The 23924-nt window shown below is 43.5% G+C and carries 20 protein-coding genes; 4 read left to right on the top strand and 16 right to left on the bottom strand.

What is annotated here, in order from left to right; all coding sequences use genetic code 11:
- Positions 1-8 precede the first annotated feature (8 nt).
- The 5 genes from PG766_RS03050 to PG766_RS03070 all read right to left on the bottom strand — a co-directional run bounded on the left by PG766_RS03050 (position 9) and on the right by PG766_RS03070 (position 4900).
- Positions 9-281, bottom strand: a complete 273-nt coding sequence (locus PG766_RS03050; protein WP_117556957.1) for a hypothetical protein — start codon at positions 279-281, stop codon at positions 9-11.
- Between the two features lie 162 nt (positions 282-443).
- Positions 444-2396: a fructose-1,6-bisphosphatase gene (locus PG766_RS03055; RefSeq protein ID WP_117824291.1), complete on the bottom strand. Its 1953-nt coding sequence runs from the start codon at positions 2394-2396 to the stop codon at positions 444-446.
- 34 nt (positions 2397-2430) lie between these two features.
- The gene (gene dapB / locus PG766_RS03060) at positions 2431-3189 is read right to left on the bottom strand and encodes a 4-hydroxy-tetrahydrodipicolinate reductase (RefSeq protein WP_022220287.1); all 759 of its coding nucleotides are present in this window, start codon (positions 3187-3189) and stop codon (positions 2431-2433) included.
- A 119-nt stretch (positions 3190-3308) separates the two neighbouring features.
- Positions 3309-4199 carry a 4-hydroxy-tetrahydrodipicolinate synthase gene (dapA, locus tag PG766_RS03065; RefSeq protein ID WP_008374488.1) on the bottom strand — a complete coding sequence of 297 codons (891 nt, stop codon included), beginning with the start codon at positions 4197-4199 and terminating at the stop codon, positions 3309-3311.
- Between the two features lie 56 nt (positions 4200-4255).
- A complete protein-coding gene (locus PG766_RS03070; RefSeq protein WP_117556951.1) occupies positions 4256-4900 on the bottom strand; it encodes a single-stranded DNA-binding protein in 645 nt (214 codons plus the stop codon).
- Positions 4901-5118: 218 nt separating this feature from the next.
- Here PG766_RS03070 and typA point away from each other — a divergent pair, with 218 nt between their 5' ends.
- The 3 genes from typA (at position 5119) to hpf (ending at position 8380) form a co-directional block, all read left to right on the top strand.
- Complete coding sequence (gene typA / locus PG766_RS03075; protein ID WP_117556949.1) at positions 5119-6945, top strand: translational GTPase TypA; 1827 nt, start codon at positions 5119-5121, stop codon at positions 6943-6945.
- Between the two features lie 78 nt (positions 6946-7023).
- Complete coding sequence (locus tag PG766_RS03080; RefSeq protein ID WP_008374483.1) at positions 7024-7635, top strand: transporter; 612 nt, start codon at positions 7024-7026, stop codon at positions 7633-7635.
- A gap of 208 nt (positions 7636-7843) precedes the next feature.
- Entirely contained in the window at positions 7844-8380 is a 537-nt protein-coding gene (gene hpf, locus PG766_RS03085) for a ribosome hibernation-promoting factor, HPF/YfiA family (protein WP_022220288.1), read from the top strand.
- Between the two features lie 114 nt (positions 8381-8494).
- Here hpf and PG766_RS03090 read toward each other — a convergent pair whose 3' ends face one another.
- On the bottom strand, positions 8495-9151 hold the full coding sequence (locus PG766_RS03090) for a YigZ family protein (protein ID WP_008374480.1): 657 nt from the start codon (positions 9149-9151) through the stop codon (positions 8495-8497).
- 216 nt (positions 9152-9367) lie between these two features.
- Here PG766_RS03090 and PG766_RS03095 point away from each other — a divergent pair, with 216 nt between their 5' ends.
- Positions 9368-12004, top strand: coding sequence for a transglycosylase domain-containing protein (locus tag PG766_RS03095; protein ID WP_118198563.1), 2637 nt, complete (start codon positions 9368-9370; stop codon positions 12002-12004).
- An 85-nt stretch (positions 12005-12089) separates the two neighbouring features.
- On the opposite strand, the gene PG766_RS03100 is transcribed toward PG766_RS03095, so the two are convergent.
- The 10 genes from PG766_RS03100 to PG766_RS03145 form a co-directional block, all read right to left on the bottom strand.
- The gene (locus tag PG766_RS03100; protein ID WP_118198562.1) at positions 12090-13247 is read right to left on the bottom strand and encodes an amidohydrolase family protein; all 1158 of its coding nucleotides are present in this window, start codon (positions 13245-13247) and stop codon (positions 12090-12092) included.
- Positions 13247-14317, bottom strand: coding sequence for an amidohydrolase family protein (locus PG766_RS03105; RefSeq protein WP_173824717.1), 1071 nt, complete (start codon positions 14315-14317; stop codon positions 13247-13249). Before PG766_RS03105 ends, PG766_RS03100 begins: the two co-directional genes overlap by 1 nt.
- A 19-nt stretch (positions 14318-14336) precedes the next feature.
- On the bottom strand, positions 14337-14999 hold the full coding sequence (locus PG766_RS03110; protein WP_117556941.1) for a GntR family transcriptional regulator: 663 nt from the start codon (positions 14997-14999) through the stop codon (positions 14337-14339).
- 195 nt (positions 15000-15194) lie between these two features.
- Positions 15195-16133, bottom strand: a complete 939-nt coding sequence (locus tag PG766_RS03115; RefSeq protein ID WP_117556939.1) for an ROK family glucokinase — start codon at positions 16131-16133, stop codon at positions 15195-15197.
- 14 nt (positions 16134-16147) lie between these two features.
- Positions 16148-17071 carry an HPr(Ser) kinase/phosphatase gene (gene hprK / locus PG766_RS03120; RefSeq protein ID WP_117835624.1) on the bottom strand — a complete coding sequence of 308 codons (924 nt, stop codon included), beginning with the start codon at positions 17069-17071 and terminating at the stop codon, positions 16148-16150.
- A 14-nt stretch (positions 17072-17085) separates the two neighbouring features.
- The gene (gene uvrC / locus PG766_RS03125) at positions 17086-18981 is read right to left on the bottom strand and encodes an excinuclease ABC subunit UvrC (protein WP_118198561.1); all 1896 of its coding nucleotides are present in this window, start codon (positions 18979-18981) and stop codon (positions 17086-17088) included.
- A gap of 120 nt (positions 18982-19101) precedes the next feature.
- On the bottom strand, positions 19102-21249 hold the full coding sequence (gene ftsH / locus PG766_RS03130) for an ATP-dependent zinc metalloprotease FtsH (protein WP_055156964.1): 2148 nt from the start codon (positions 21247-21249) through the stop codon (positions 19102-19104).
- A 213-nt stretch (positions 21250-21462) separates the two neighbouring features.
- The gene (locus tag PG766_RS03135; protein WP_243014341.1) at positions 21463-22356 is read right to left on the bottom strand and encodes a sigma-70 family RNA polymerase sigma factor; all 894 of its coding nucleotides are present in this window, start codon (positions 22354-22356) and stop codon (positions 21463-21465) included.
- A gap of 63 nt (positions 22357-22419) precedes the next feature.
- Complete coding sequence (locus tag PG766_RS03140) at positions 22420-23259, bottom strand: hypothetical protein (RefSeq protein ID WP_270590382.1); 840 nt, start codon at positions 23257-23259, stop codon at positions 22420-22422.
- 13 nt (positions 23260-23272) lie between these two features.
- Positions 23273-23674, bottom strand: coding sequence for a hypothetical protein (locus PG766_RS03145; RefSeq protein WP_270590383.1), 402 nt, complete (start codon positions 23672-23674; stop codon positions 23273-23275).
- Positions 23675-23924 lie beyond the last annotated feature (250 nt).

Consider the following 23924-nt stretch of genomic DNA (forward strand, 5'->3'; position numbering starts at 1 on the left):
CCTTTTCCCTATTCCTGACCATCTATTGTATGATTATCATTTACATTCCGGTCCTCTGTCCTGTTTCTGGTCATATCATCGACTCCGTCTTTCACATCATCTACTGCATCCTCAACGCCATCTCCGATATCGTTTGTGACATCATTTACCGTTCCATTCTGATTCGTCCCACCGGTATTCGTATCCGGATTTGCAGCGTTATCACCATTTCCACACGCCGTAATTCCTCCCATCAGCATCACACAGGTAAAAACCAGAACCATTCTTCTTAGATATTGCATGTTGTAATTCTCCTTTTTCTGTAAAATACTTGTACTATTACTATCCGCAGAAAAAGGATTTTTATACTTATTTTTAATTTTTTTCGTAACTGTTCAGAGCCAACCTCCAAAATGCTACGCATTTTACACCTGTTTTATGAAATTTTGCTTGGCTCTGAACAGTTACATTTTTTCGATGATCTGACCACTTCTGTAAGCGTCCAGCAATGCCTCCAGATCCGCGATCCGTTCCTTCAGTACTTTTCCAACATCAGTATCTCCTACCGTCTTGCGTTCGAGTGTCCGTTTTACGATCACACTGTCCGAATGGATATCTCTTTCTTTTTCAATAGCTGCCTCCGTCGATTCAAACGGATCATGCGCCGCAAGGATCAGTCCATAGGAATTATAGATCAGCGTGTATCCTGCAATTCCGGTTTCTTTCTGGTACGCTTTTGAAAATCCGCCATCAATAACAAGCACTTTTCCACCACATTTGACCGGATTCTCTCCATTTTTCGTTTTCACCGGAACATGTCCGTTGATGATATGGGAAATTTCTCTGTCCAGACCAAATTCATCCAGAATTCCGTTCATCACATTTTCATCTTCAAGAAGAAGATAATACGCATTCTTTTTCTCTTTCCACAGCTCCTTTTCTGCAAGGAAATAACGCTCAAAGGTCGCCATTTTATCTTTGCCGAAAAGAGGAGAATTCGCACCCTGCCAGATATACCACATCAGGTCACGCCCTTTTTTCTTTTCATCCGGATCTACCGCAAAAAATCCTTTTCTCACATAGGACTCCATCACATCATAAAGTGTCCTTCCCTGATAGCTTTTACCGTATATCTTTACCTTTCTGAGTGATCCGTCATCATTCAGTGGAACACAGCCGTGATACAGCAGATTGGAATTATAAATCTTGTAAAGACTTCCTTTGTTCAAAAGAAAACGCATATGCCTCTGCAATTTTTCACAGCTCTGGAACGCTTTCACCAGGCGGTTCATGATCTCTTCTTCTTCAGCTGAAAGCTGATATGGATTCTTCGGATCTATGGTCGGAAAATAATCATCCAGAAGCTGATAGATTTTTCCTCCTATCGTTATAGTCCCTTCCTCGTAGTTGATCTTATCCAGAAAGTTTCTTCTCTGGAAACCAAATTCCGGATAAAGCTCTGCTGCCTGTCCTTCTACTTTGAACTGGATAACAGAAATTGCCTTGTGCATTTTCATATTCAGTTCCAGCTCCTGTGGTTTGCAATTGTCCTGCCCTTTTAATAAAAAGCATTCACAGGGATCTTTTGCATACTGTTTCCATGCGAAAGTTGCAAGCGGAAGCAGATTGATCCCATATCCATCCTCCAGAATATCCAGATTCCCATAGCGGGCACAGATACGGATTACATTCGCAATACAGCATTTCTGCCCCGCTGCCGCTCCCATCCACAGGATATCATGATTCCCCCACTGGATGTCCACCGAATGATACTCCATCAGCTTGTCCATAATCAGATGCGGTCCCGGACCTCTGTCGTAAATATCACCGACAATATGCAGGTGATCCACAACCAGACGCTGGATCAGTTCACACAAGGCTACAATAAATTCCTCCGCTCTTCCGATCTGGATAATTGTACTGATGATCGAATTATAATATGATTCCTTATCTGTCATTCCTGACTTTTCTGTGATCAGTTCCTCGATCACATATGCAAAATCCTTCGGGAGTGCTTTTCTGACCTTCGATCTGGTATATTTGCTCGCCGAACGTTTTGCTACCTCGATCAGACGGTACAGCATGATCTTGTACCAGTCATCCATATTCTGTTCTTCTTCCCGGATCCGCTCCATCTTCTCCCGCGGATAGTAGATCAAGGTTGCCAGTGTCTGCTTGTCCCGGCTGCTCATTGTGTTTGCAAATACATCATCGACCTTGCGCTTTACCGAACCCGATCCGTTCTTCAGCACATGTGCAAACGCTTCATATTCTCCGTGAATATCCGTCAGAAAATGTTCCGTTCCTTTTGGAAGATTCACGATTGCCTGTAAGTTAATAATTTCTGTGGACGCAGCTGCGATTGATGGAAATAATTCCGACAGCCCTTCCAGATATTTCTCCTCTAATGCTTTCATAACTTCCTCCCTCTTGTATAAAAGCTTTTTCTGCTTACAGTCCGATCACATCACTCATATCGTACATTCCTGCCGGTTTTCCAGCCAGGAATTTGGCAGCTTCAACTGCACCTTTTCCAAAAATTGCTTTTGAATATGCAGTGTGGTGGAATTCGATCACTTCATCTGCCCCCGCAAAGATGACGTCATGCTGTCCAACGATCGTACCTCCACGTACTGCAACGATCCCGATTTCGTTTTTCTCACGTTTTTTTCGTTCATGACTGCGGTCATAATTGTATACATACTGGTCAGCCATCGCTTCATTAATCGAATCTGCAAGTGCGATCGCTGTTCCACTTGGAGCATCAACTTTCTGATTATGATGTTTTTCTACAATTTCAATATCAAAGCCTGCCGGAGCAAGAACCTTTGCTGCATCCTTTAAAAGCTTCATCAGAAGATTGACTCCCAGTGACATGTTTGCAGAACGGAGAACCGCAACTTTTTCTCCTGCTTCTTTCACCTTTGCAAGCTGTTCCTCAGAAAGCCCTGTTGTGCAAAGAACAACAGGAAGAGTTTTCTCCACACATACATCCAGAAGCTCATCAACTGCTGCTGCGTTTGAGAAATCAATCACAACATCTGCCTGCACATCACACTCTGCAAGGCTTGTAAATACCGGGTACGGATTCTCGATTCCGGTGAATTTATCAATACCTGCCACGATTTCGATCACATCATCTTCCTTTACAAGCCCCGAGATCACCTGTCCCATTTTTCCGTTACATCCATGCATAATTGCCTTAACCATTTTGTATTCCTCCTTGTTATCTCCATTTTCTTGTGTATCTTTTCACAAATTCCTGTATAGCACAAAAGGAACTGATGGATACTCCAGTCAGTCCCTTTTCTCTATAATCTGACCCTTTATTATGCCAGTTTAATTCCAAATGCTTCCAGTTCTTTTGCAAGCTGTGCTGTATGTGCTTCTGTCATCTCTGTCAAAGGCATACGCAGAGGACCTGCCTGCCATCCCATCAGATTTAAAGCCTTTTTAACCGGAATCGGATTCACTTCACAGAATAACTTCTCGATCAGCGGAATCGCATCCAGCTGCATCTTACAGCTTCCCTTGACATCTCCTTCAAAGAACTTTGCACAGATGTCATGTGTATACTGCGGAGCCACGTTCGCAAGAACTGAGATGACACCCTTTCCTCCAACAGAAAGGAGCGGTACGATCTGGTCATCATTGCCTGAATACAGATCGATCTTGCCATCTGTCAGCTGCATGATCTTTGAAATCTGGGAAATATTGCCTGATGCTTCTTTTACCGCAACAATATTCTCTATATTTTTATGTAAAGCTGCAACTGTCTCCGGAGCAATATTCACACCGGTACGGCTCGCCACACTGTAAAGGATGATTGGTGCTTTTGCTTCTTTTGCAACAGCGGTATAATGTGCGATCAGTCCGTCCTGTGTACATTTGTTATAATATGGTGTTACAAGCAGCAGTCCGTCTGCACCGTCTTCTACTGCCTCTTTTGACATCTGGATTGTTGTGTAGGTACTGTTGGAACCGGTACCTGCGATCACCGGGATTCTTCCCTTGACACGCTCGATTGCAAATTTGATGCATTCCATGTGCTCTTCTTCTGATAAAGTAGAGGATTCACCTGTTGTTCCGCAGATGATAATACTGTCGGTTCCATGTGTACAATGGTAGTCCAGCATTTCATCCAGTTTGTCATAATTTATACTCTCGTCTTCATGAAACGGCGTTACAAGTGCCACTCCTGATCCTGTAAATATAGCCATAATATTCCTCCTGACATGTTGCTTTATGATACTAAACAATCAAATTAAGTTTAGCATTAAATACAGGCACTGTCAATCAGAGTCTTTTCCAGCTTACTGACCGAAACTTCATAGGCAATCCTCTTTTCTGTCTCGGTATCTGAGATCCGTTTTACATATTCCCTGCTCTGGATCCTTCCCAAAAGCTGTACATGCTCTCCCACTTCAAAGCCGGAGGCATATCTTGCATTTCTCCCCCAGCAGATGCATGGAATATAATCAGATTTTCCATACGGGCGGTTAACCGCAAGCAAAAGATCTGCGATTTCCCTTCCAAGCGGTGTCTTTCGGTAGATCGGTTCCTTGCAGATATAGCCATCCAGCCAGATACTGTTGGTCTTTGTCCCGTCAGGTTCTTCTTCCATAAAGGAAATCTCCCGTACAAACACGGATAATACCAGACGGTTTTTCTGCTCTTCATGCCGGTTGTAAGAGCGGAACTGCCCGTGCACCATAATATACTCTCCGGTATAATCCTGTGTCACATCGATCAGTCTCTCTGAGATCATCAGCGGAATACGGTCTTCTGAATTGCTCAGTCTTTTCACTTCTACCTCTACCATATAAAAGCCTTCTCCGAAGACCTCATGGCTGAATGAAAATTCAGTTGCTACCTTTCCCATGATCGTTACCTGGTTATTTTCAATAATCTTATCTGACATAATAATGTAAATCTCCTTCCTCTTCGCAGGCGTATTTTACCGCGTTCTTACTCTTGATCACTATCTAATCTATGAAGCTTTTCCAGTTTTTAGAACAAAAAGTAAACTCTTTTTTTGCAGAAAGTCAAATTTTTTTCTTTCTACTTGTAAATTTTTCAAAATGTGATAAACTATACGGGTTGTAACTTTAAATAGGTAATAAGAAGGGTTTTGAGAATATGAAGACAAAACGTGAAGACATTAGAAATATCGCTATCATCGCCCATGTTGACCATGGTAAAACAACATTAGTAGATGAACTTTTAAAACAGAGCGGTGTTTTCCGTGAAAATCAGGAAGTAGCCGAACGAGTAATGGATTCCAACGATATCGAACGTGAACGTGGAATTACCATTCTTTCCAAAAACACTGCAGTTGTTTATAAAAATACAAAGATCAATATCATTGACACTCCTGGACATGCCGATTTCGGCGGAGAAGTAGAACGTGTCCTTAAGATGGTCAATGGAGTGGTTCTTCTGGTTGACGCTTTTGAAGGTGCCATGCCACAGACCAAATTCGTTTTGAAAAAAGCTCTTGCACTGAAGCTCCCGGTTATTGTATGTATCAACAAGATCGACCGTCCGGAAGCACGTCCGGATGAAGTTATCGATGAAGTTCTTGAACTTCTCATCGATCTGGGCGCATCTGACGAACAGCTTGACTGCCCGTTCCTTTTTGCTTCTGCAAGAGACGGATATGCAACTTACAATATCGACGATGAACCGAAAGACATGGTTCCTCTGTTTGAGACCATCCTGGATTACATCCCGGCTCCGGAAGGAGATCCTGATGCAGGTACACAGATGCTGATCAGCACCATCGATTACAATGAATACGTTGGCCGTATCGGTGTTGGAAAAGTCGATAACGGAACGATTTCTGTCAACCAGGATGTAGTTGTTGTAAACCATCATGATCCGGACAAACAGAAAAAAGTAAAGATCAGCAAATTATATGAATTTGACGGTCTGAATAAAGTAGAAGTAAAAGAAGCAGGCATCGGTTCTATCGTTGCAATCTCCGGTATTGCAGATATTTCCATCGGTGATACGATCTGTTCGCCGGACAATCCGGTTCCGATCGAATTCCAGAAGATTTCCGAGCCTACGATCGCAATGCAGTTCGTTGTCAACGACAGTCCGTTTGCAGGACAGGAGGGTAAATTCGTCACTTCCCGTCACCTCCGTGACCGTCTGTTCCGTGAACTGAATACAGACGTCAGCCTTCGTGTTGAAGAGACAGACAACACAGACAGCTTCAAGGTATCCGGACGTGGAGAGCTTCATCTTTCCGTCCTCGTTGAAAACATGCGTCGTGAAGGTTATGAATTCGCAGTCAGCAAAGCCGAAGTTCTTTACAAAAAAGACGAAAACGGCAAGCAGCTCGAGCCAATGGAAACCGTATACATTGATGTACCGGATGAATTTACAGGTACAGTTATTGATAAATTAAGCCAGAGAAAAGGCGAACTCCGCAACATGGGAATGTCTAATGGCGGATACACCCGTCTTGAATTCTCCATCCCGTCAAGAGGTCTGATCGGTTATCGTGGAGAATTCCTGACCGATACAAAAGGTAACGGTATCATGAACACAGCCTTTGACTGCTACGCTCCGTATAAAGGAGATATCCAGTACAGAAGCCAGGGATCCCTGATCGCCTTCGAGACAGGTGAAGCTGTAGCTTACGGTCTGTTCAACGCACAGGATCGTGGAACACTCTTCATCGGACCTGGTGAAAAGGTTTACTCCGGTATGGTAATCGGTCAGAATGCGAAGACAGATGATATCGAACTGAATGTATGTAAGACCAAACACCTTACCAATACCCGTTCTTCAAGTGCTGATGAAGCCTTAAAGCTTACTCCGCCGAGAATCCTCAGTCTGGAAGAAGCACTTGATTTCATCGATACCGATGAACTTCTGGAAGTCACACCGAAGAGCCTGCGTATCCGTAAAAAGATTCTGGATCCGAAACTCCGTAAGAGAAGCAATTTCCAGTAAAAAACTATAGATTTTTCTTTACACTTCCCCCTTGTATCCGTTACAATCTTTGTATACAACGAACAAGGGGGATTTTTTATGAAAAAATACTTAAACGCAGCACTCCATAAGCTGACCGTACTTCTGGAATTTATCATTTCATTCGTTCTGGCTGCCGGAATCATCATTCTGCTTGTCCAGCTGATCCTGTCCATGCCAAATGTTCCGGATCTGAATATTTATCCAAATTACGAAGACCTGGTAGAAACCTGTTTCAATCTGATCATTGGTGTCGAGCTGATCCGTATGCTTTATCAGCACAAGCCTTCCACTGTGTTTGAGGTGCTGTTATTTGCCATCGCCAGACAGGTGATCATGGCACATAATAATCCGGTATCCAGCCTGATCGGTGTGATCTCCATCGCACTTTTATTTGCAACCAGAAAGTTCCTTTTTATTGAATTTGATGAATCTGAAAAAATCATTTTCCGTGCTACTACAAAAGCACGGATTGTAAACAGCATCCTGCACGTCCATATTCCATATGAAGATGAACAAACCTTATATGACGTGATCACTAAAAGATTTGAACAGGAAAAAACAGAAATTGGTGTTGGTGCAAGTACATTCTTCGATAATTTTGGTCTGCGCGTTGCCAAAATGCATAATGGCAAGATCAGTCGTATCGAAGTAATCCGCTCCATACATTGACAGAATTTTCTGATAATTCAGTTTTCTTTACAGAATTTTAATAATTTTTTTGCATTTACCATTGCATCTCTCCCCTATGATAGAGTATAATGTAGCTATAGCCGGAAGGATATAAAAACTATCTATACATCCTGCCGGTCAAGCTCTTATAGATGCACTTATCTCCGTACATACTATGAGAAATATGAGAAAAAAGGAGTTGAGCTGTATGAATTTTATCATTAGCGGAAGAAACATTGACATCACACCTGGTCTCAGACAGGCTGTAGAACAGAAATTAGGAAAACTGGAAAAGTATTTTACTCCTGAAACTGACATTATTGTTACACTCAGTGTAGAAAAAGAACGTCAGAAAATCGAAGTTACGATCCCTGTAAAAGGAAACATTATCCGTTCCGAGCAGGAAAGCAGCGATATGTATGTATCCATTGATCTCGTAGAAGAAATTATCGAGCGTCAGCTCAGAAAGTATAAAACCAAACTGATTGCAAAACAGCAGGGCGGACATGATTTCCGTCAGGAATTTATTGAATCCGATACTTCGGCAGCAGAGTCAGACGAGATTGAGATCGTCCGTACCAAACGTTTCGGCATCAAACCAATGTTCCCGGAGGATGCCTGCATTCAGATGGAACTTCTCGGACATAACTTCTACGTATTCAGCAATGCTGAGACAGACGAAGTCAATGTTGTATATAAGAGAAAGAATGGAACCTACGGTCTGATCGAACCGGAATTCCAGTAAACCAATAAGCTCATACAGAGAACTTGCTATCTGCAGTTCCTCCTGTATACTAAGACATTAAAACCCCTATACAGAACGGATTCTCCGTTCTGTATAGGGGTTCTTTTTCCTGTTCTATTCCTCAAAAACCAGGATTTCTTTTCCATCCTCCGCAAAATAGCAGCTGTCTCCTTTTTCGATCACAGCCTGTCCATTTGTTCCCTCTGTAATCTCGGAAACCACACATTGCTCCTGATCATAAGGCAGAATCACCTTCATCAGCACTTTATCCGTATACTGTGTATCCTGCACACTGATCTGTCGTTGTCCGAGGATATACTGGATCTTCCCAAGTCCGGTATAATCCGTTCCAATCTCATACCGGTAACCCAGGCGCTTTGTGATCACAGTACTTGCCTGAAGACCTTCCTTTACTGCTCCCTGATAAGCCCGCACCAGACCACCTGTTCCCAGAAGCGTCCCGCCAAAATACCTGGTCACAACAACCGCCGTATCGTGAAGACCTTCCCCTGTAAGCACATCCAGCATCGGTTTTCCTGCTGTACCTGCAGGCTCCCCGTCATCACTACATCTCAGAGTTGGATTTGTTACACCAATCACATAAGCAAAACAGTTATGTCTTGCGTCCCAGTATTTTTTCTTCACTTCTTCTATAAATGCCAGTACTTCTTCTTCTGAGTGTACCGGTCTTACCGTTGCGATAAAACGGGATTTCTTTTCAACAATTTCCCCTTCTCCTCCCCGGTATACTGTTTTATATTCTTCCTGCATGTCTGCGTTTTTCCCTTCATTTTCCTTATATTTTCACTATTCCCAGTATACAAATCTATTTCTTCAGATGCAAGAAAATTACAAAAATGTTACAATTTCCCTATATTTCCGAAATTTTTCTTAATTTTGTAAAATGGAACATTGAAGTTTTCAAGTTTTCCTTTATTTAAATTATCAAGTTTGATATAATATTGCAATATGAAGGAGGAAGCATTCATGAATTATGGAAAGCGAAAAGCTTCTAAAAAACAAAAACGCATAACATCGAAAAAGAATATGCACAAAAAGAAACTGGGCGTTCGCCTTTTTAAAGGTTTTCTATTATGTATCTTTGTCTGCTGTATCCTCGCAGCGATCGGAGGTGGCTTTATCATCAGGCATGTGATTGATAATGCACCTGAGATTACAGCTGACAGCATCAAACCACAGGGTTATACGTCCACCGCACTTGCAGATGACGGCACGACAACAATAGCCGAATTCACCGGTGCAGGTGCCAACCGTGTATATAAGACGATTGATCAGATCCCGGAGGATCTGCAGCATGCATTCGTCGCAATCGAAGACTCCCGTTTTTACAAGCATAACGGTATTGATATTCAAGGTATTATCCGTGCTTTTGTTGTTGGTATCACTCATGGTGGCAACTTCTCTGAAGGAGCCAGTACCATTACCCAGCAGCTGATCAAGAACAATGTCTTCCCTGACTTTGTAAATGAAAGCACTTTTGAAGAAAAGCTGGAACGTAAGATCCAGGAACAGTATCTCGCAATTCAGGTTGAAAAGCAGCTTGATAAAGATTCAATCCTTGAAAGCTACCTGAACACGATCAACCTTGGTCAGGACTGTCTGGGAGTACAGTCAGCCGCACAGAGATATTTTAATAAGGATGTCAATGAACTTAACCTTTCCGAATCTGCAACCATCGCTGCGATCACACAGAATCCGGGAAGATACAATCCGATCACCAATCCGGAAGACAACGCAACCCGCCGCAAAAAAGTTCTGGATAATATGCTCGATCAAGGCTGGATCGACCAGGCTGCCCATGATGAGGCACTGGCAGATGACGTATATTCCAGAATTCAGAACGTAAATACACGGATCGAAGAGACCAACACCGTCAACTCTTATTTTGTTGATGCCCTGTCTGAGCAGCTGATCGAAGATCTCACCTCAGAAGACGGACTTGGATATTCCCAGACACAGGCAGAGAACGCACTGTACAGCGGTGGTCTCACCATTTATTCAACTCAGAATCTTACGATGCAGAACATCTGTGATGAAGAATTGAATGATGACAACAATTATCCGGCCAATATTGACTGGGGTGTTGATTATGCCCTCACAGTCTATCATACTGATGGCTCGGTAGATAACTACAGTGCCGGACACCTGAAACAATTCGGGGCAGATCAGTACGGTGATGATGAAGGACTTCTCTTCGGATCACAGGAAGCTGCACAGGAAAGAATTGACGCATTCCGTAACAGTCTTCTCCAGGATGGCGAGACCTATGATGAGTACGTCAACCTCTCTCCACAGCCGCAGACTTCACTTACCATCATCGATCAGAAAACAGGGCAGATCAAAGCTCTTGTCGGTGGCCGTGGACAAAAAACAACCAACCGTGGACTGAACCGCGCATACAAGGGTTCTACCCGTAACGCAGGTTCTACATTCAAGATTCTTGCCGTATACGCTCCGGCATTGGACAGCGCAGATCTTACACTTGCTACCACCGAAGTTGATGAAGAATACTACTATCAGCACGACCTTGAACATCATCAGGTTCATAACTGGTGGGGCGATTACTATAAAGGTACCGTAACATACCGTCAGGCGATCGAACAGTCCATGAACATCATTGCGGTAAAGACATTGAATAAGATTGGTATCAATCTTGGTTTTGAATACTGCGAGAAATTTGGGCTTTCCACACTTACCGAAGACGATGCTGTAGAGTCTCTTGCTCTTGGTGGTATTTCCCATGGTGTTTACAACTATGAACTGACAGCAGCCTATGCATCCATTGCAAACGGCGGTGTATATAACAAACCATCCCTGTACACAAAGGTATTGGATCATGATGGTAATGTCCTGATCGACAACTCCAATCCGGAAAGCCACACTGTGATCAAAGATACAACTGCAGCACTTCTTACCAACGCCATGCAGGATGTTGTCACAAAGGGTACTGCAACCGATGCACAGCTCAATAATATGCCTGCATCCGGTAAATCCGGTACAACCTCCGACAACCGTGACTTCTGGTTCGAAGGATTTACACCGTATTATACCTGTGGTATCTGGATGGGTTACGATGGTAACCAGGAAATGTCTGAAGGAAGCTGGAACTATCATTTCAAGATCTGGGCTAAGATCATGAACCGGATCGATGAAGCTTTGGGACTTACCTACAAAGACTTCGAGATGCCAAGTTCTCTCGTTCAGAAGAGCGTATGTACAATTTCCGGTAAACTTGCCGGTTCCGGCTGTCCGTCACAGACCGAATGGTTTGATCCGGATACTGTCCCGACCGAGACATGTTCCGGACATGCAAGCAAGTCAACTACCACAAACAGTACAAAAAATTCGAATGACAAATCCGATTCTAATAGTACAACGGGTGGAAACTCCTCCGGTAACTCTACCGGCACTAATGGGGATACTACCGGTGGTACCGGCGGTGATTCCGGCAATACCGGCGGCGGCACTGATTCCGGTAATAATAGTGGCAATTCTGGTAATACCGGTGGCGATTCTGGTAATACCGGTGGCGATTCCGGTAATACCGGTGGCGGCACTGATTCCGGCAATACCGGTGGCTCAGATTCTGGCAATGGACAGTAAGAATCTATCATCTAATTAGAATAAAAAGAGATCAGTGAATATTTGAAATTCACTGATCTCTCTTTTTTATCTATCAATCTGGTTTCTATTTCTGATATACGATCTTACCTTCAATCATCGTATAGTATACCATTGCATCGGTATCAAGTCCGAGTTTTCCTTTCATTACAATAATATCTGCATCTTTTCCTTCTTCCAGGCTTCCCAGACGGTCTTCTACACCCAGCACCTTTGCAGCATTGATCGTAACCGTTCTTACTGCTCTCTCCTGTGCAAGTCCTTCACGCACTGCTTCTCCCACATGATGATACAGGGATTCTTCACTCAGAATCGGTGAATCAGTGATCATCGCCACATTCACCCCTCTGTCATCCAGCATTTTTACAGCTTCCACATCGATTTTTCTACGTTCTCCAGGACTACGGTAAGTTGCAATCGGTCCGTAGCATATATCGCATCCGCTTTCCACGATTTCATCCAGATAATCGGTTGCTCCCCATGCATGTTCTAATGAGAAGTGTACGTTGTATTTTTTCGCAATCTCGATTGCTGTGAGCATATCATACTGTGTACAGTGGATCTTACATGGAATTTCTCCTTTTAAAGCCAGGCAAAGAGCTTCCATATCCGGATCATACTCCACTTCTTTATTCTGTTCTTTGTCTTCCATGTATTTCTTTGCTTTTGCAAAGGTATCATCCAGAACCTTAGCGATTCCCATTCTCGTCATCGGAAGCCGTTTCATATCACCATATGTATTTTTCGGATTTCCTCCAAGTGCGATCTTCACCGCACATGGTGATTTGATTGTCATATCAAACACATTGTTTCCATAAGTTTTAAGTGCAAACGGAAGTCCGCAGAATACATTTCCGCTTCCAGGTGTCAGAAGCATGGTTGTTATTCCGTGCTCATAAGCTACTTTAAATTCTCTTGCTTTTGGATTTGTTCCAAAACGTGCATCAACAGAAAGAGTAACCGGATTTGTCATCTCATTGGCATCGTCTACACACGGATCCACATTGAAATCAAATAATCCGATGTGAGAATGTGCATCGATAAGTCCCGGAAGAACATAATATCCTTCTGCCTCAATGAGCTTATCTCCATCCTCTAAGCAGTCTTCACTGATATGTTCTGCTACTTCTTTGATCTTTGTTCCTTCGACGAGAATATCACCCTGAAAGATGCCCTTATCCTCTGTCATTGTATACAAAATACCATTTTTGATTAATGTCTGCATTACGATAATACCACCTTTCCATTTATCATACAAAACTGTACATGTGCCGCATAAGATTTTACAGGATGATCACTGTAAATTGTGATGTCCGCATCTTTTCCAACTTCGATACTTCCGATCCGATCTGCAACACCAAGCATCTCGGCTGGCTGGATCGTCATCATTTTTACTACATCCTCGGCATCGATTCCTGCACGATATACTTCGATCGCACTCCAGATGAATACTTCTCTACCTTCAGAAGCACCTTTGCATGTGTTTGTAAATGCGATGCGGTTTCCGTTTTCTACCAGTTCTTTTAATCTGGAAAGGTCGATTTCATGTTTTGAAATCTGTGACAGATTGCTGAAATTACCAAAGATAATTCCAACTTTCTTTTCTTTCAGTTCTTCGATCGCATCGCCGAATTCAAATCCATCTACAATTGTAAGCTGGATATCTTCATCTTTCAGAAGCTCCATAAGACACTGAATCTCACCTGCAGTTTCTGCAGCGATGACAAATGGCATCTGATATTTCTTCAAAAGGTCATCTTTTCTGATTGCTTCTTTGAGCAAATGGAAAATTCCCATTCTTGTTTTCGGCATCTGGTTACTTGCACCATACACATCCTTAACGGTTGAGCATACGCTTCCTTTCATTGCTGCATGCTCTTTTACAATACGGTTCGCCATATGATCCGGAGCTGTCTTACATACTGTGATCTGTCCTCCAATCACATTGCAGTGATCCGGTGAAAATCCAACTGACGTAATTCCTGATTTATAGAATTCCTGTGCATTCACTTCATCTGGATCGATGGCATACTTCACGCTCAGATCCGGATTAATTACATTTGTAGTTTCTGCATTATCTCTGTAACGAGTCGGAATCCCCATAGCTCCGATAGAAGAATGTGGATCGATGAAACCAGGGAAAACCTGTTTTCCTGTTGCATCGATAATTTCTGCATCTGCTTCACAAAGATTCTTTCCAATCTTTCTAATCTTCGTTCCTTCAACTAAAATATCATGTTCTTCAAGCACTTTCCCCGTCCCTGTATGAACGGTTCCGTTTTTAATTAAATACATATTCTTTCTCTCCATACCTTCAGTTCTTTTCTCCTTTTTTCTTTTGATTTTCGTACAGAACATGCGGGACAACCATGTAGTGGAATTCTATCTCTTTACAGATATCTTCGACTGTCCCTTTATGAAACAGATCCAAAATTCTCTGATGATTGATGTGGACCACATCAAATGGTACCAGAGTTTTTGTATCCATCGTATAATATGCCGCCGTATTCCCTCCTTCCAGTATTTTCCAGATTCTATGAAGTTTTTCACTGTGTGCGGTCTTCACAATACATTCATGGAACTGTTCATCGAATTCTATAACTTCATACAGATTTTTCTGATTGGCCGCCTTCTCCATGGAAAGGATAAGCTTCTGCATCTCTTCATCCTGTTCTTTGCTGATCTCTCCCCCGCACATCTGCACTGCCAGTTTCTCAAGCGTAGACTGGATCAGGTATGTTTCCTGCATCTCTTCATAAGTCATCGTCTTTACTACGCAGCCTTTCTGTGCTTCATATACAACCAGCCCTTCTTCTTCAATCTGCCTGAGAGCTTCTCTTAAGGGACCTCTGCTGACTTTCAGCTCTTCTGCTACTTTTGCCTCTATAATTCGTTCTCCCGGTTTGATCTCTCCTGATAAAATCTTGTGTCTTAAAATTTCAACTACTTGCTCTCTTAATGTTTTACGTATTATCATTTCGTCTTCCTCTTCATAATTTTTTAGAGTTCATAGGCTTATTTAATAATATTACTATGATAAGTCTACATCATTTTGTGCAGAATGTCAAATGTAAACATTTTACATTCTTCATTTTCTTCTGTAAAAAGCAAAAATCTTGCAAGAACGTTAAATATTTCTCACAAGATTTTTGTTTTTTTTAATATCTTTCACTTATTTCAGTACCAGTTTTGCTGCTCCGCAGATTCCTGCATCATTTGCAAGCTCTGCGAGTGCAAATTCTGTATCTTTGTCTGCAAAGAATGCCATTTCTTTAAATGGACCTTTGATGTAATCCAGCAGAACCTCTCCGGCTTTTGATACCCCTCCGCCGATTACGATAACCGCCGGATCACAGGCAGCTGCAAGGTTCGCCAGCGCATGTCCCAGATACTTTCCAAATTCAGTTGCGATTTCGATTGCAACTTCGTCTCCGGCTTTCACTGCATCAAACACTTCTTTCGCAGACATCTCTGCCACATTTCTGAGGGTACTTGGTTTCTCATCTTTTGCAAGACGCATATTGGCAAGTCTTGTGATTCCTGTTGCAGAAGCATACTGTTCCAGACAGCCTTTCTTTCCACATCCACAGGTTTCTGTCTCCTGGTAGTTTACACACAGATGACCGATCTCTCCGCCAGCACCGTGTGCCCCTACAAGGCACTTTCCATCCACGATGATTCCACCGCCAACACCGGTTCCAAGGGTAACCATAATAACATTCTTGTGACCTTTTCCGCCACCTTTCCACATCTCACCAAGCGCAGCTACATTTGCATCATTCCCCGGAATCACTTTCATTCCGTCAAGAAGTTCTTCCAGTTCACGTGTGACTTCTTTGTATCCCCATCCGAGATTTGCTGTATTCTGAACAATTCCATCCTCGTTTACCGGTGCCGGAAGTCCCATTCCGAGTCCAATGATCTGTTCTTTCACCAGGTCCTTTTCTGCCATCTTTGCTTTCACTGCCTGCGCAATATCCGGGAGGATTGCTTCTCCCTGGTTCTCCGTACGTGTCTTGATCTCCCATTTGTCAAGAAGCTCTCCGTCTTCCTGAAAAAGTCCCATCTTTACTGTCGTTCCGCCTATATCGATACCAAAACAATATTTCATCTGTCTCCTGCTCCTTACATATTCTTTTTTAGATTTTCCTGTACCCGGCGGTACAGCTCCTGAGCTGCGTTATAGCCCATTTGTTTCTGTCTGTGGTTGACTGCCGCTGATTCTACGATAATGGCAACATTACGTCCCGGACGGATTGGAATACTGTGGCATACAACCTTATTACCAAGAAATTCTGTATACTCCTCAGTAAGTCCAAGCCTGTCGTACTCACGATCCTTGTTCCAGTCCTCAAGCGTGATGACGAGATCAATATTTTGTGTCTCTCTTACACTCTGCACACCAAACAGCGTCTTTACGTCAATGATACCAATTCCGCGAAGTTCAATAAAATGGCGGGTAATATCCGGTGCTGTACCAACAAGAGTATCATCACTCACCTTCCGGATCTCCACCACGTCATCTGTTACCAGACGATGGCCTCGCTTGATCAGCTCCAGTGCCGCCTCACTTTTACCGATACCGCTGTCTCCCATGATCAGAACACCGACTCCATAACAGTCCACCAGTACCCCGTGAATTGAAATACACGGTGCCAGTTCCACTTTCATCCAGCGGATCAGTTCTGCTGAAAAGGAAGAGGTCTGTTTATCCGTAATAAATACCGGAATATTGTTCTTCACTGCTTTCTCCAGAAATTCCGGATCCGGCTGCAGATTTCTGCAGAAAATAAAGCATGGAATCCCATAATCAAGCAGTGTATCATATATTTTCATCTTATGCTCATATTCCAATGTCTGCAGATAAGTGTACTCTACATACCCGATAAGCTGAATCCGTTCGCAATCAAAATGATCAAAAAATCCGGCGAGCTGAAGTGCCGGACGGTTAATATCCGGAATTTTTACTTCCCGCTGTGTCATATCGACATCCGGAGTAAGATTTCTAAGTTCCATCTTCTCTACGATTTTTGTTAATGTTACTCCCATAGTCCTGTCTCCTTTTATTGTTCTTCCATCCGAGTAGCTTCTGTATCTTCCATTTCGCTTCCTCTGAAAAAATTATACACGCTTTTGGCTGATTTTTCATCCATTGATGGAATTTTTTTCAAATCTTCCACCTCTGCATTCTTAATCTCATCCAGGCTGTCAAATGTCCGCATCAGTGCTTTCCTTCTCGCAGGTCCGATTCCCGGAATATCATCCAGGATCGAATGCACTTGTCCCTGACTACGCAGTTTCCGGTGAAATTCTATAGCAAATCTGTGTGCCTCATCCTGCACTCTTGTGATCAGCCGAAACCCTTCGGAATTGCGGTCGATCGGAATCTCAATATTCTGATAGTAGAGTCCTCTCGTCCGATGGTGGTCATCTTTGACCATACCGCATACCGGAATGGATAAATGAAGTTCATCCAGTACTTCCAGTGCTATATTAACCTGTCCTTTTCCACCATCCATCATGATCAGATCCGGAAAAACATTAAAACTTCCCAGCTCTTTCCCGCTTTTCTGTTCCTCCAGACCATGCCGGAATCTTCTGGTGAGGACCTCACGCATACTTGCATAATCATCCGCCCCCTGCACACCCTTGATGTGGAACTTACGATAATCGTTTCGTTTCGGTTTGCCCCTCTCATAAACGATCATCGACCCTACCGAAGCAAATCCATTGGTATTGGAAATATCATACGCCTCCATACGCACCAGGTTATTAAGATCAAGCAACTTTTCTATTTCTTTTACTGCACCGATCGTTCTTCCTTCTTCACGCTTGATACGCTCCTTATCTTTTTCCAGTACCATCTTTGCATTTTTCGCCGCAAGCTCAACAAGCTTTTCTTTTTCCCCTTTTTTCGGGATACGGAAATGAACCTTATGCCCACGTTTTTCTCCAAGCCATGCTTCCAGGATCTCCCGCTCTTCCGGTTCCACCGGAAGCATCAGTTCGCCCGGAATATATGGCGTTCCGGCATAAAACTGCTTGATAAAGCTGGAGAGGATCTCTGCATTTTCATCTCCCTGGGCAATCCGCAGATAAAAATGATCTCTGCCGATCAGACGACCATTGCGTATAAAGAATACCTGTACCACCGCATCCTCATGCTCTCTTGCAAGAGCCACAATATCCCGGTCCTCGCCCCCTGTATCGGTAATCTTCTGCTTCTGTGCAATCTGCTTCACGCTGTGCAGAAGCTCCCGGTATTCAATTGCTTTCTCAAATTCCAGATCATCCGATGCCTCCTGCATCTTTTTCTCCAGATCCTTTAAGATTTTATCATAATTTCCTCCCAGGAATTTGAGTACTTCATCAACCGATTCTCTGTATTTTTCCTGCGAAATATACCCCTGACACGGTGCATCGCACTGCTTGATATGATGATAGAGACAGCATCTTTCTTTCCCGATATCGCGCGGAAGGATGCGGTTACAGCTACGCAGACGGTAAAGCTTCCGGATCAGTTCGATCGTATCTTTTACCGCCGTCACACTGGTATAAGGGCCGAAATACTTTGACTTGTCCTTCTTCATCTGCCTTGCCATCATAATCCTTGGATATGCTTCGCCGGTTGTCACTTTGATAAATGGATAACTCTTATCATCCATCAACATCGTATTGTACTTTGGCCGGTGTTCCTTGATCAGATTGCATTCCAGAACCAGTGCTTCCAGTTCCGAATCCGTCACGATATACTCAAACCGGGTGATATGCGTCACCATCTGGTCAATCTTGGCCCCCCTGTTCCTGCTCGGCTGAAAATACTGTCTGACACGGTTCTTCAGGCTGATCGCCTTTCCAACATAAATGATCTCGTCCTTTTCCCCATGCATCAGATAGACTCCCGGTTTCCCAGGAAGTTTTTTAAGTTCGTCTTCAATAATAAATGTCTGATTTTCCATAGTCACATTATACCTTGCTTCCTGCAGACAATACAAGTCATTCTTTCAAAAGAATCTACAGAAAAAAAGAGGCTCCAGAACCTATTGTTCTGAAACCTCTGCATCTTCTGTTATTTTAGACTAGTCACGCTTCTGCGGAAGGATGAATCCGTCTTCGTCTCTTTCTACTTTCTTCTGCGTTTCTTTCTCTTCCTGCTGTGCTGCTTCGGTATCTGCCTCTTTCTTCGGCATCTCGATCGTCTGCTCTTTTACAGGATTCTCTTCTTTCTTTTCTTCCGGTTCCGGAATTCCTTCACATCTGCGGTAAATCTTCATGAATTCTTTTCCGGTGATCGTCTCTTTCTCAATCAGAAATCCGGCGATCTGATCCATCGTTTCACGATGCTCGGAAAGCATTCTCTTCGCTTCTGCATATGCTCCCTTCAGCATCTTCATAACTTCCTGATCGATTTCTGCCGCGGTTGCCTCTCCGCAGTTCATAACAGCTCTTCCGTCCAGATAACGGTTTTGGATAGATTCCAGTCCGATAAGTCCGAATTTTTCAGACATACCATACTGTGTTACCATCGCTCTTGCGATCTTGGTTGCCTGCTCAATATCGTTCGATGCTCCGGTTGTAACTGTGTCAAACACCAGTTCCTCTGCTGCACGTCCTGCAAGGGCTGTCACCAGCATTGCTTCCAGCTCAGCCTTGGTATTCAGGAACTTCTCTTCCTCCGGTGTCTGCATCACATAACCGAGTGCACCCATGGTTCTCGGAACGATTGTAATCTTCTGTACCGGTTCTGCGTCCTTCTGAAGGGCAGTTACCAGTGCATGACCGACTTCATGGTATGATACGATACGGCGTTCTTTCTGGCTCATGATACGGTCTTTCTTCTCTTTACCCACAAGAACGACCTCAACAGCCTCAAAAAGGTCTGCCTGGGATACAACATTTCTTCCTTTTTTTACTGCATTGATCGCAGCCTCGTTGATCATATTGGCAAGATCAGAACCGACTGCCCCGGAAGTTGCAAGTGCAATCTCTTCCAGATTGACTGTCTCATCCATCTTAACATCTTTGGCATGTACTTTCAGGACATCAATACGTCCCTTGAGATCTGGCTTATCTACGATGATACGTCTGTCAAATCTTCCCGGACGAAGAAGCGCCGGATCCAGGATCTCCGGACGGTTCGTTGCCGCAAGAAGCAGAAGACCTTTATTACTGTCAAATCCATCCATCTCTGCAAGGAGCTGATTCAGTGTCTGTTCTCTTTCATCATTACCACCAAGCTGTGAATCTCTGCTTTTTCCGATCGCATCGATCTCATCGATAAAAATAATACACGGCGCCATCTGCTGTGCCTGCTTAAAGAGGTCACGTACTCTTGACGCTCCGACACCGACATACATCTCAACAAATGCAGAACCCGAAAGAGAGAAGAACGGTACTTTTGCTTCTCCGGCAACTGCTTTTGCAAGAAGTGTCTTACCGGTTCCGGGAGGGCCTACAAGAAGTGCTCCTTTCGGAAGCTTCGCTCCGATTCCGGTGTATTTGCCAGGGTTATGCAGGAAATCGACTACTTCCTGCAAGGATTCTTTTGCTTCATCCTGACCGGCTACATCCTTAAATGTGACTCCGGTAGATTTTTCCACATACATCTTGGCATTGCTCTTTCCAACGCCCATCATGCCGCCACCCTTTGTCATACGGCGCATCAGCATCACGCCCAGACCGATCATGATCACAAGCGGAACAATGTTGACCAGAAGATTCATCACCATATAAGATGTAGAATCCGGTATCTTCTGTTCATACTCAACACCTGCTTTATACAGTCTGTCCGAAAGGGTATCATCCTTCACAATACCGGTATAATACTGCTTCCTTGTCACATTACTGAACAGACCTGTACTGTCATCGCTGCTGTCCTTACTGCTGCTGTCGTTGTTATCTGCTACAGAACCTTCGACCACATCGCTCTCCGAAGCGCCTTTTTTCTTGCTGTTCTTCATCTCAGCTTCTGTCTTCGCTGTGATCACAATCTTGTCATCCTCGATCACAACTTTCTTAACTTCCCCGGAATCTACCATGTTCAGGAACTGATCATAGGTAATCTCCCGGGCATCTGTGTCTTCCCGGAACTGATACAACGCAAATACGATAAACGAGATCAGCATAACGGTAAATAATATAATATTCCATCTTTGGCGGTTATTTTTATTATTCGGGTTATTATTTCCCGGAAGGTTTTGCTTATTTCTATTATTCTGGTTATCCATACCTACCTCCTAAGTGTCGTCCTCTCTATTATAAGTAGGCGTTTTTTAGAAATCAATGAAAAATTTACTCAAACCCTGTTTTTTAATTATTATTTTATACTTTATTCATTTTCTACACAGTGTATTTAGTATGTATAGGTGTGCTTTTCGCTATTCACACATATTTTTAGTATCATTTCAGTATCAAAAAACGGGTGGTTATGCGCCACCCGTTTAGTCTCTGTCTCTTATTCCTAATTCCCGTTCTGCCCAGCGCAACGCCTCACGCTCAACTTCGCTCTCCCAGGTCCTTTGAAACTGTCTCACTCCGACATGGTGAATCGGTGCGGCACTCAAATATACCTCATAATATCCCCGGAATACATTGCAGCGTTTTGGCATCCGCAGCGCCCGTAACGCTTTCGCTTCGGTCTGCCGAACTCTTTCAATACTCACTCCCTGCTGTTCTCCTATTTCTCGCAGAGTATTCCCATCTACATATCTAGATCGGATCACTCCACTCTGCTGATCGGGCAAATTGTCAACCATTTCCCACAACTCCCGGCTCATACGCTCATGGTCAAATTTTCTGGCCACTTCCTCTTCCAGATCTTCCCCGGATACAACTGCATCTTCCAGAAATACATCTTCGCTATCTTTCATTGGTTGACTCAGGCTTTGTATTTGCCCCATTTGAACAGTTTCTTTTATGCTGTCAAGTTCTTCTCTGCCTATTCCCATTAACGAGCGGATTTCAGCGTCTGACGGACTTGCACCATATCTTTTTTGGTATTCTGCCACAATCTTCTTGTATTTTCTGGCTGACTGCTGCCGATGTACCGGTATGCGAATACAGTTCCCGGAGTTCTCAATATATCGTTGCATTCCTTGCCGGATATAAAACGCAGCATAATTGATAAACGGGACTCCCTGATCTGGGTTATAATGTCTGACAGCTTCACACAATGCCAAATACCCTTCTTGTTTTAGATCATCCATTTCAGCATAACCGGAATATTTCACCGCTATCATACCAATAAACCTTTGATTTTGTTTCCATAGCTGCAGCATATTGGCAGCAGTATCTTCTCCGGCTCTGATCCGAATGACAAGTTGTTCGTTTGACATGATAGCACCTCCCAGTATGAAATAAGCCCCAGGCACTGGCCCAGGGCTTTGTATTTGCTTCATTTATGATGGTTGTCTCTCCTGGTAATAGATGGCCATCTTTTTATTGTCCAGAACGTGCGCATCATAAGAAATACGCCCTTCTGTCAATGTTCCACTAATTCCCGGTGGATCCTGATGGGTTCTATAATCAGCTAATTTAGTCGGAGTGACTGTCGCGCAAGGATGAGCTACCATAAATCCGAAGTTTTTCGGTACTCTCTTTGATGAAACTTTGACAACATTCATTCCGTCAAGGTTGGAGATCACACCATGCTGTCTAAGATCATCACCAATGTTCGTATTAAGCACAATCTTTTCACTGTCTTTCATCATCTGATAGACTGCTGGCACCACCAGAAGAACACGCCCCGACTCATTTACTTCGTTATCATCCAGAACCGTTGTAGCACTGATGATCTCGTTGTAGATATTTGTGGAATCTAATGTTTTAGCCGCTGGCTTTGTGCCCGCACCCTCGCACATCTTCCCGTAGGTGTACGCATCTACTTCCGGGATCACAACTTCTCTAAGCTGTCTTGCAAGAGCTGTAGCCGCCTCAAGGGCTCCACCTGTCTCATTACTGTCTAACTTATCAATCACGAATGTGAATGATCTATCTTTTGTAACGAGCATTGTCTGTGTCGTTGCCTCCAGGTCTGTGATTTTTCCGTAGCGTGATGCATTTTCACCGGTTCCGGCACGATCATAGTCATTCATCGGCGCCGTGCCAATCTTATACACTTTGATTGTGTGCGCTCCTGTCCAATCAAAATCATCATTAGTCAGAAGCGACTTTTTGCTTTCAGCCTTAAAAATCTCATCGACATAAGGCGAATACTTGGTTGCTAATTCAATAGCCATTTAGGCTCCTTTCTTACTTAAGCCCCATAGCTTTCCTAATAGCATCACTCTCGCTCTGTGCTCCTCCTGCTGTAGGACCTACAGCGTTCAGAATCGGCTCTGATGCTTTCTTTGCATACGGAGCAAGTATCTTTAAACATTTGTCAATAGTTGCTTTGTCCATGCCTTTCATTTCTTCCAGCAGATCCTCAGACAGTCCGTTGGCTGTGACCTGCTCTCTTAAATAAAGCGCATTTTCTCTCTTTTCCAGTTCAAGCTCCCGGGTATCCGGTTCCTGCACTGTTTTCGCACGTGCAAGCCGTTCTTTCACGATTCTATTAACATCATCCTGGGTAAACATCTTTTCACCCTGCGTTGCGGTCTGCTGTGCTGGTTCCTGCTGGCTTACGCCTGCTGTTACATCTTGTTCGCTCATGTGAACACCTCCATATTTTACGCCCTGTCGGGCTGGTTGCCTGCTTATGCAGTAGTTATAATTTCAGAAGGAAAGAACAAATAAAAAAAGACGCAATAACAGCCTATCCCACAAAACTGTTACCACGTCCGGCGCTTCCAGACTTACAACCGGGAGAGGTAGTCCCGGTTGCGGTATCTTTATACTATTTGTTCCAAAACTATTATATCAAATATCGCCACCCCATGCAATGTTAAAATATGTCAATATC

The organism is Coprococcus sp. LG101-27, assembly GCF_027695515.1.
In the GTDB taxonomy this organism is placed as follows: domain Bacteria; phylum Bacillota; class Clostridia; order Lachnospirales; family Lachnospiraceae; genus Allocoprococcus; species Allocoprococcus comes.

Bases quoted from the DNA above. Each gene is read 5' to 3' on its own strand.
- PG766_RS03050 (WP_117556957.1), bottom strand. From the start codon at position 281: ATGCAATATCTAAGAAGAATGGTTCTGGTTTTTACCTGTGTGATGCTG.
- PG766_RS03055 (WP_117824291.1), bottom strand. From the start codon at position 2,396: ATGAAAGCATTAGAGGAGAAATATCTGGAAGGGCTGTCGGAATTATTT.
- dapB (WP_022220287.1), bottom strand. From the start codon at position 3,189: ATGGTTAAGGCAATTATGCATGGATGTAACGGAAAAATGGGACAGGTG.
- dapA (WP_008374488.1), bottom strand. From the start codon at position 4,199: ATGGCTATATTTACAGGATCAGGAGTGGCACTTGTAACGCCGTTTCAT.
- PG766_RS03070 (WP_117556951.1), bottom strand. From the start codon at position 4,900: ATGTCAGATAAGATTATTGAAAATAACCAGGTAACGATCATGGGAAAG.
- typA (WP_117556949.1), top strand. From the start codon at position 5,119: ATGAAGACAAAACGTGAAGACATTAGAAATATCGCTATCATCGCCCAT.
- PG766_RS03080 (WP_008374483.1), top strand. From the start codon at position 7,024: ATGAAAAAATACTTAAACGCAGCACTCCATAAGCTGACCGTACTTCTG.
- hpf (WP_022220288.1), top strand. From the start codon at position 7,844: ATGAATTTTATCATTAGCGGAAGAAACATTGACATCACACCTGGTCTC.
- PG766_RS03090 (WP_008374480.1), bottom strand. From the start codon at position 9,151: ATGCAGGAAGAATATAAAACAGTATACCGGGGAGGAGAAGGGGAAATT.
- PG766_RS03095 (WP_118198563.1), top strand. From the start codon at position 9,368: ATGAATTATGGAAAGCGAAAAGCTTCTAAAAAACAAAAACGCATAACA.
- PG766_RS03100 (WP_118198562.1), bottom strand. From the start codon at position 13,247: ATGCAGACATTAATCAAAAATGGTATTTTGTATACAATGACAGAGGAT.
- PG766_RS03105 (WP_173824717.1), bottom strand. From the start codon at position 14,317: ATGTATTTAATTAAAAACGGAACCGTTCATACAGGGACGGGGAAAGTG.
- PG766_RS03110 (WP_117556941.1), bottom strand. From the start codon at position 14,999: ATGATAATACGTAAAACATTAAGAGAGCAAGTAGTTGAAATTTTAAGA.
- PG766_RS03115 (WP_117556939.1), bottom strand. From the start codon at position 16,133: ATGAAATATTGTTTTGGTATCGATATAGGCGGAACGACAGTAAAGATG.
- hprK (WP_117835624.1), bottom strand. From the start codon at position 17,071: ATGGGAGTAACATTAACAAAAATCGTAGAGAAGATGGAACTTAGAAAT.
- uvrC (WP_118198561.1), bottom strand. From the start codon at position 18,981: ATGGAAAATCAGACATTTATTATTGAAGACGAACTTAAAAAACTTCCT.
- ftsH (WP_055156964.1), bottom strand. From the start codon at position 21,249: ATGGATAACCAGAATAATAGAAATAAGCAAAACCTTCCGGGAAATAAT.
- PG766_RS03135 (WP_243014341.1), bottom strand. From the start codon at position 22,356: ATGTCAAACGAACAACTTGTCATTCGGATCAGAGCCGGAGAAGATACT.
- PG766_RS03140 (WP_270590382.1), bottom strand. From the start codon at position 23,259: ATGGCTATTGAATTAGCAACCAAGTATTCGCCTTATGTCGATGAGATT.
- PG766_RS03145 (WP_270590383.1), bottom strand. From the start codon at position 23,674: ATGAGCGAACAAGATGTAACAGCAGGCGTAAGCCAGCAGGAACCAGCA.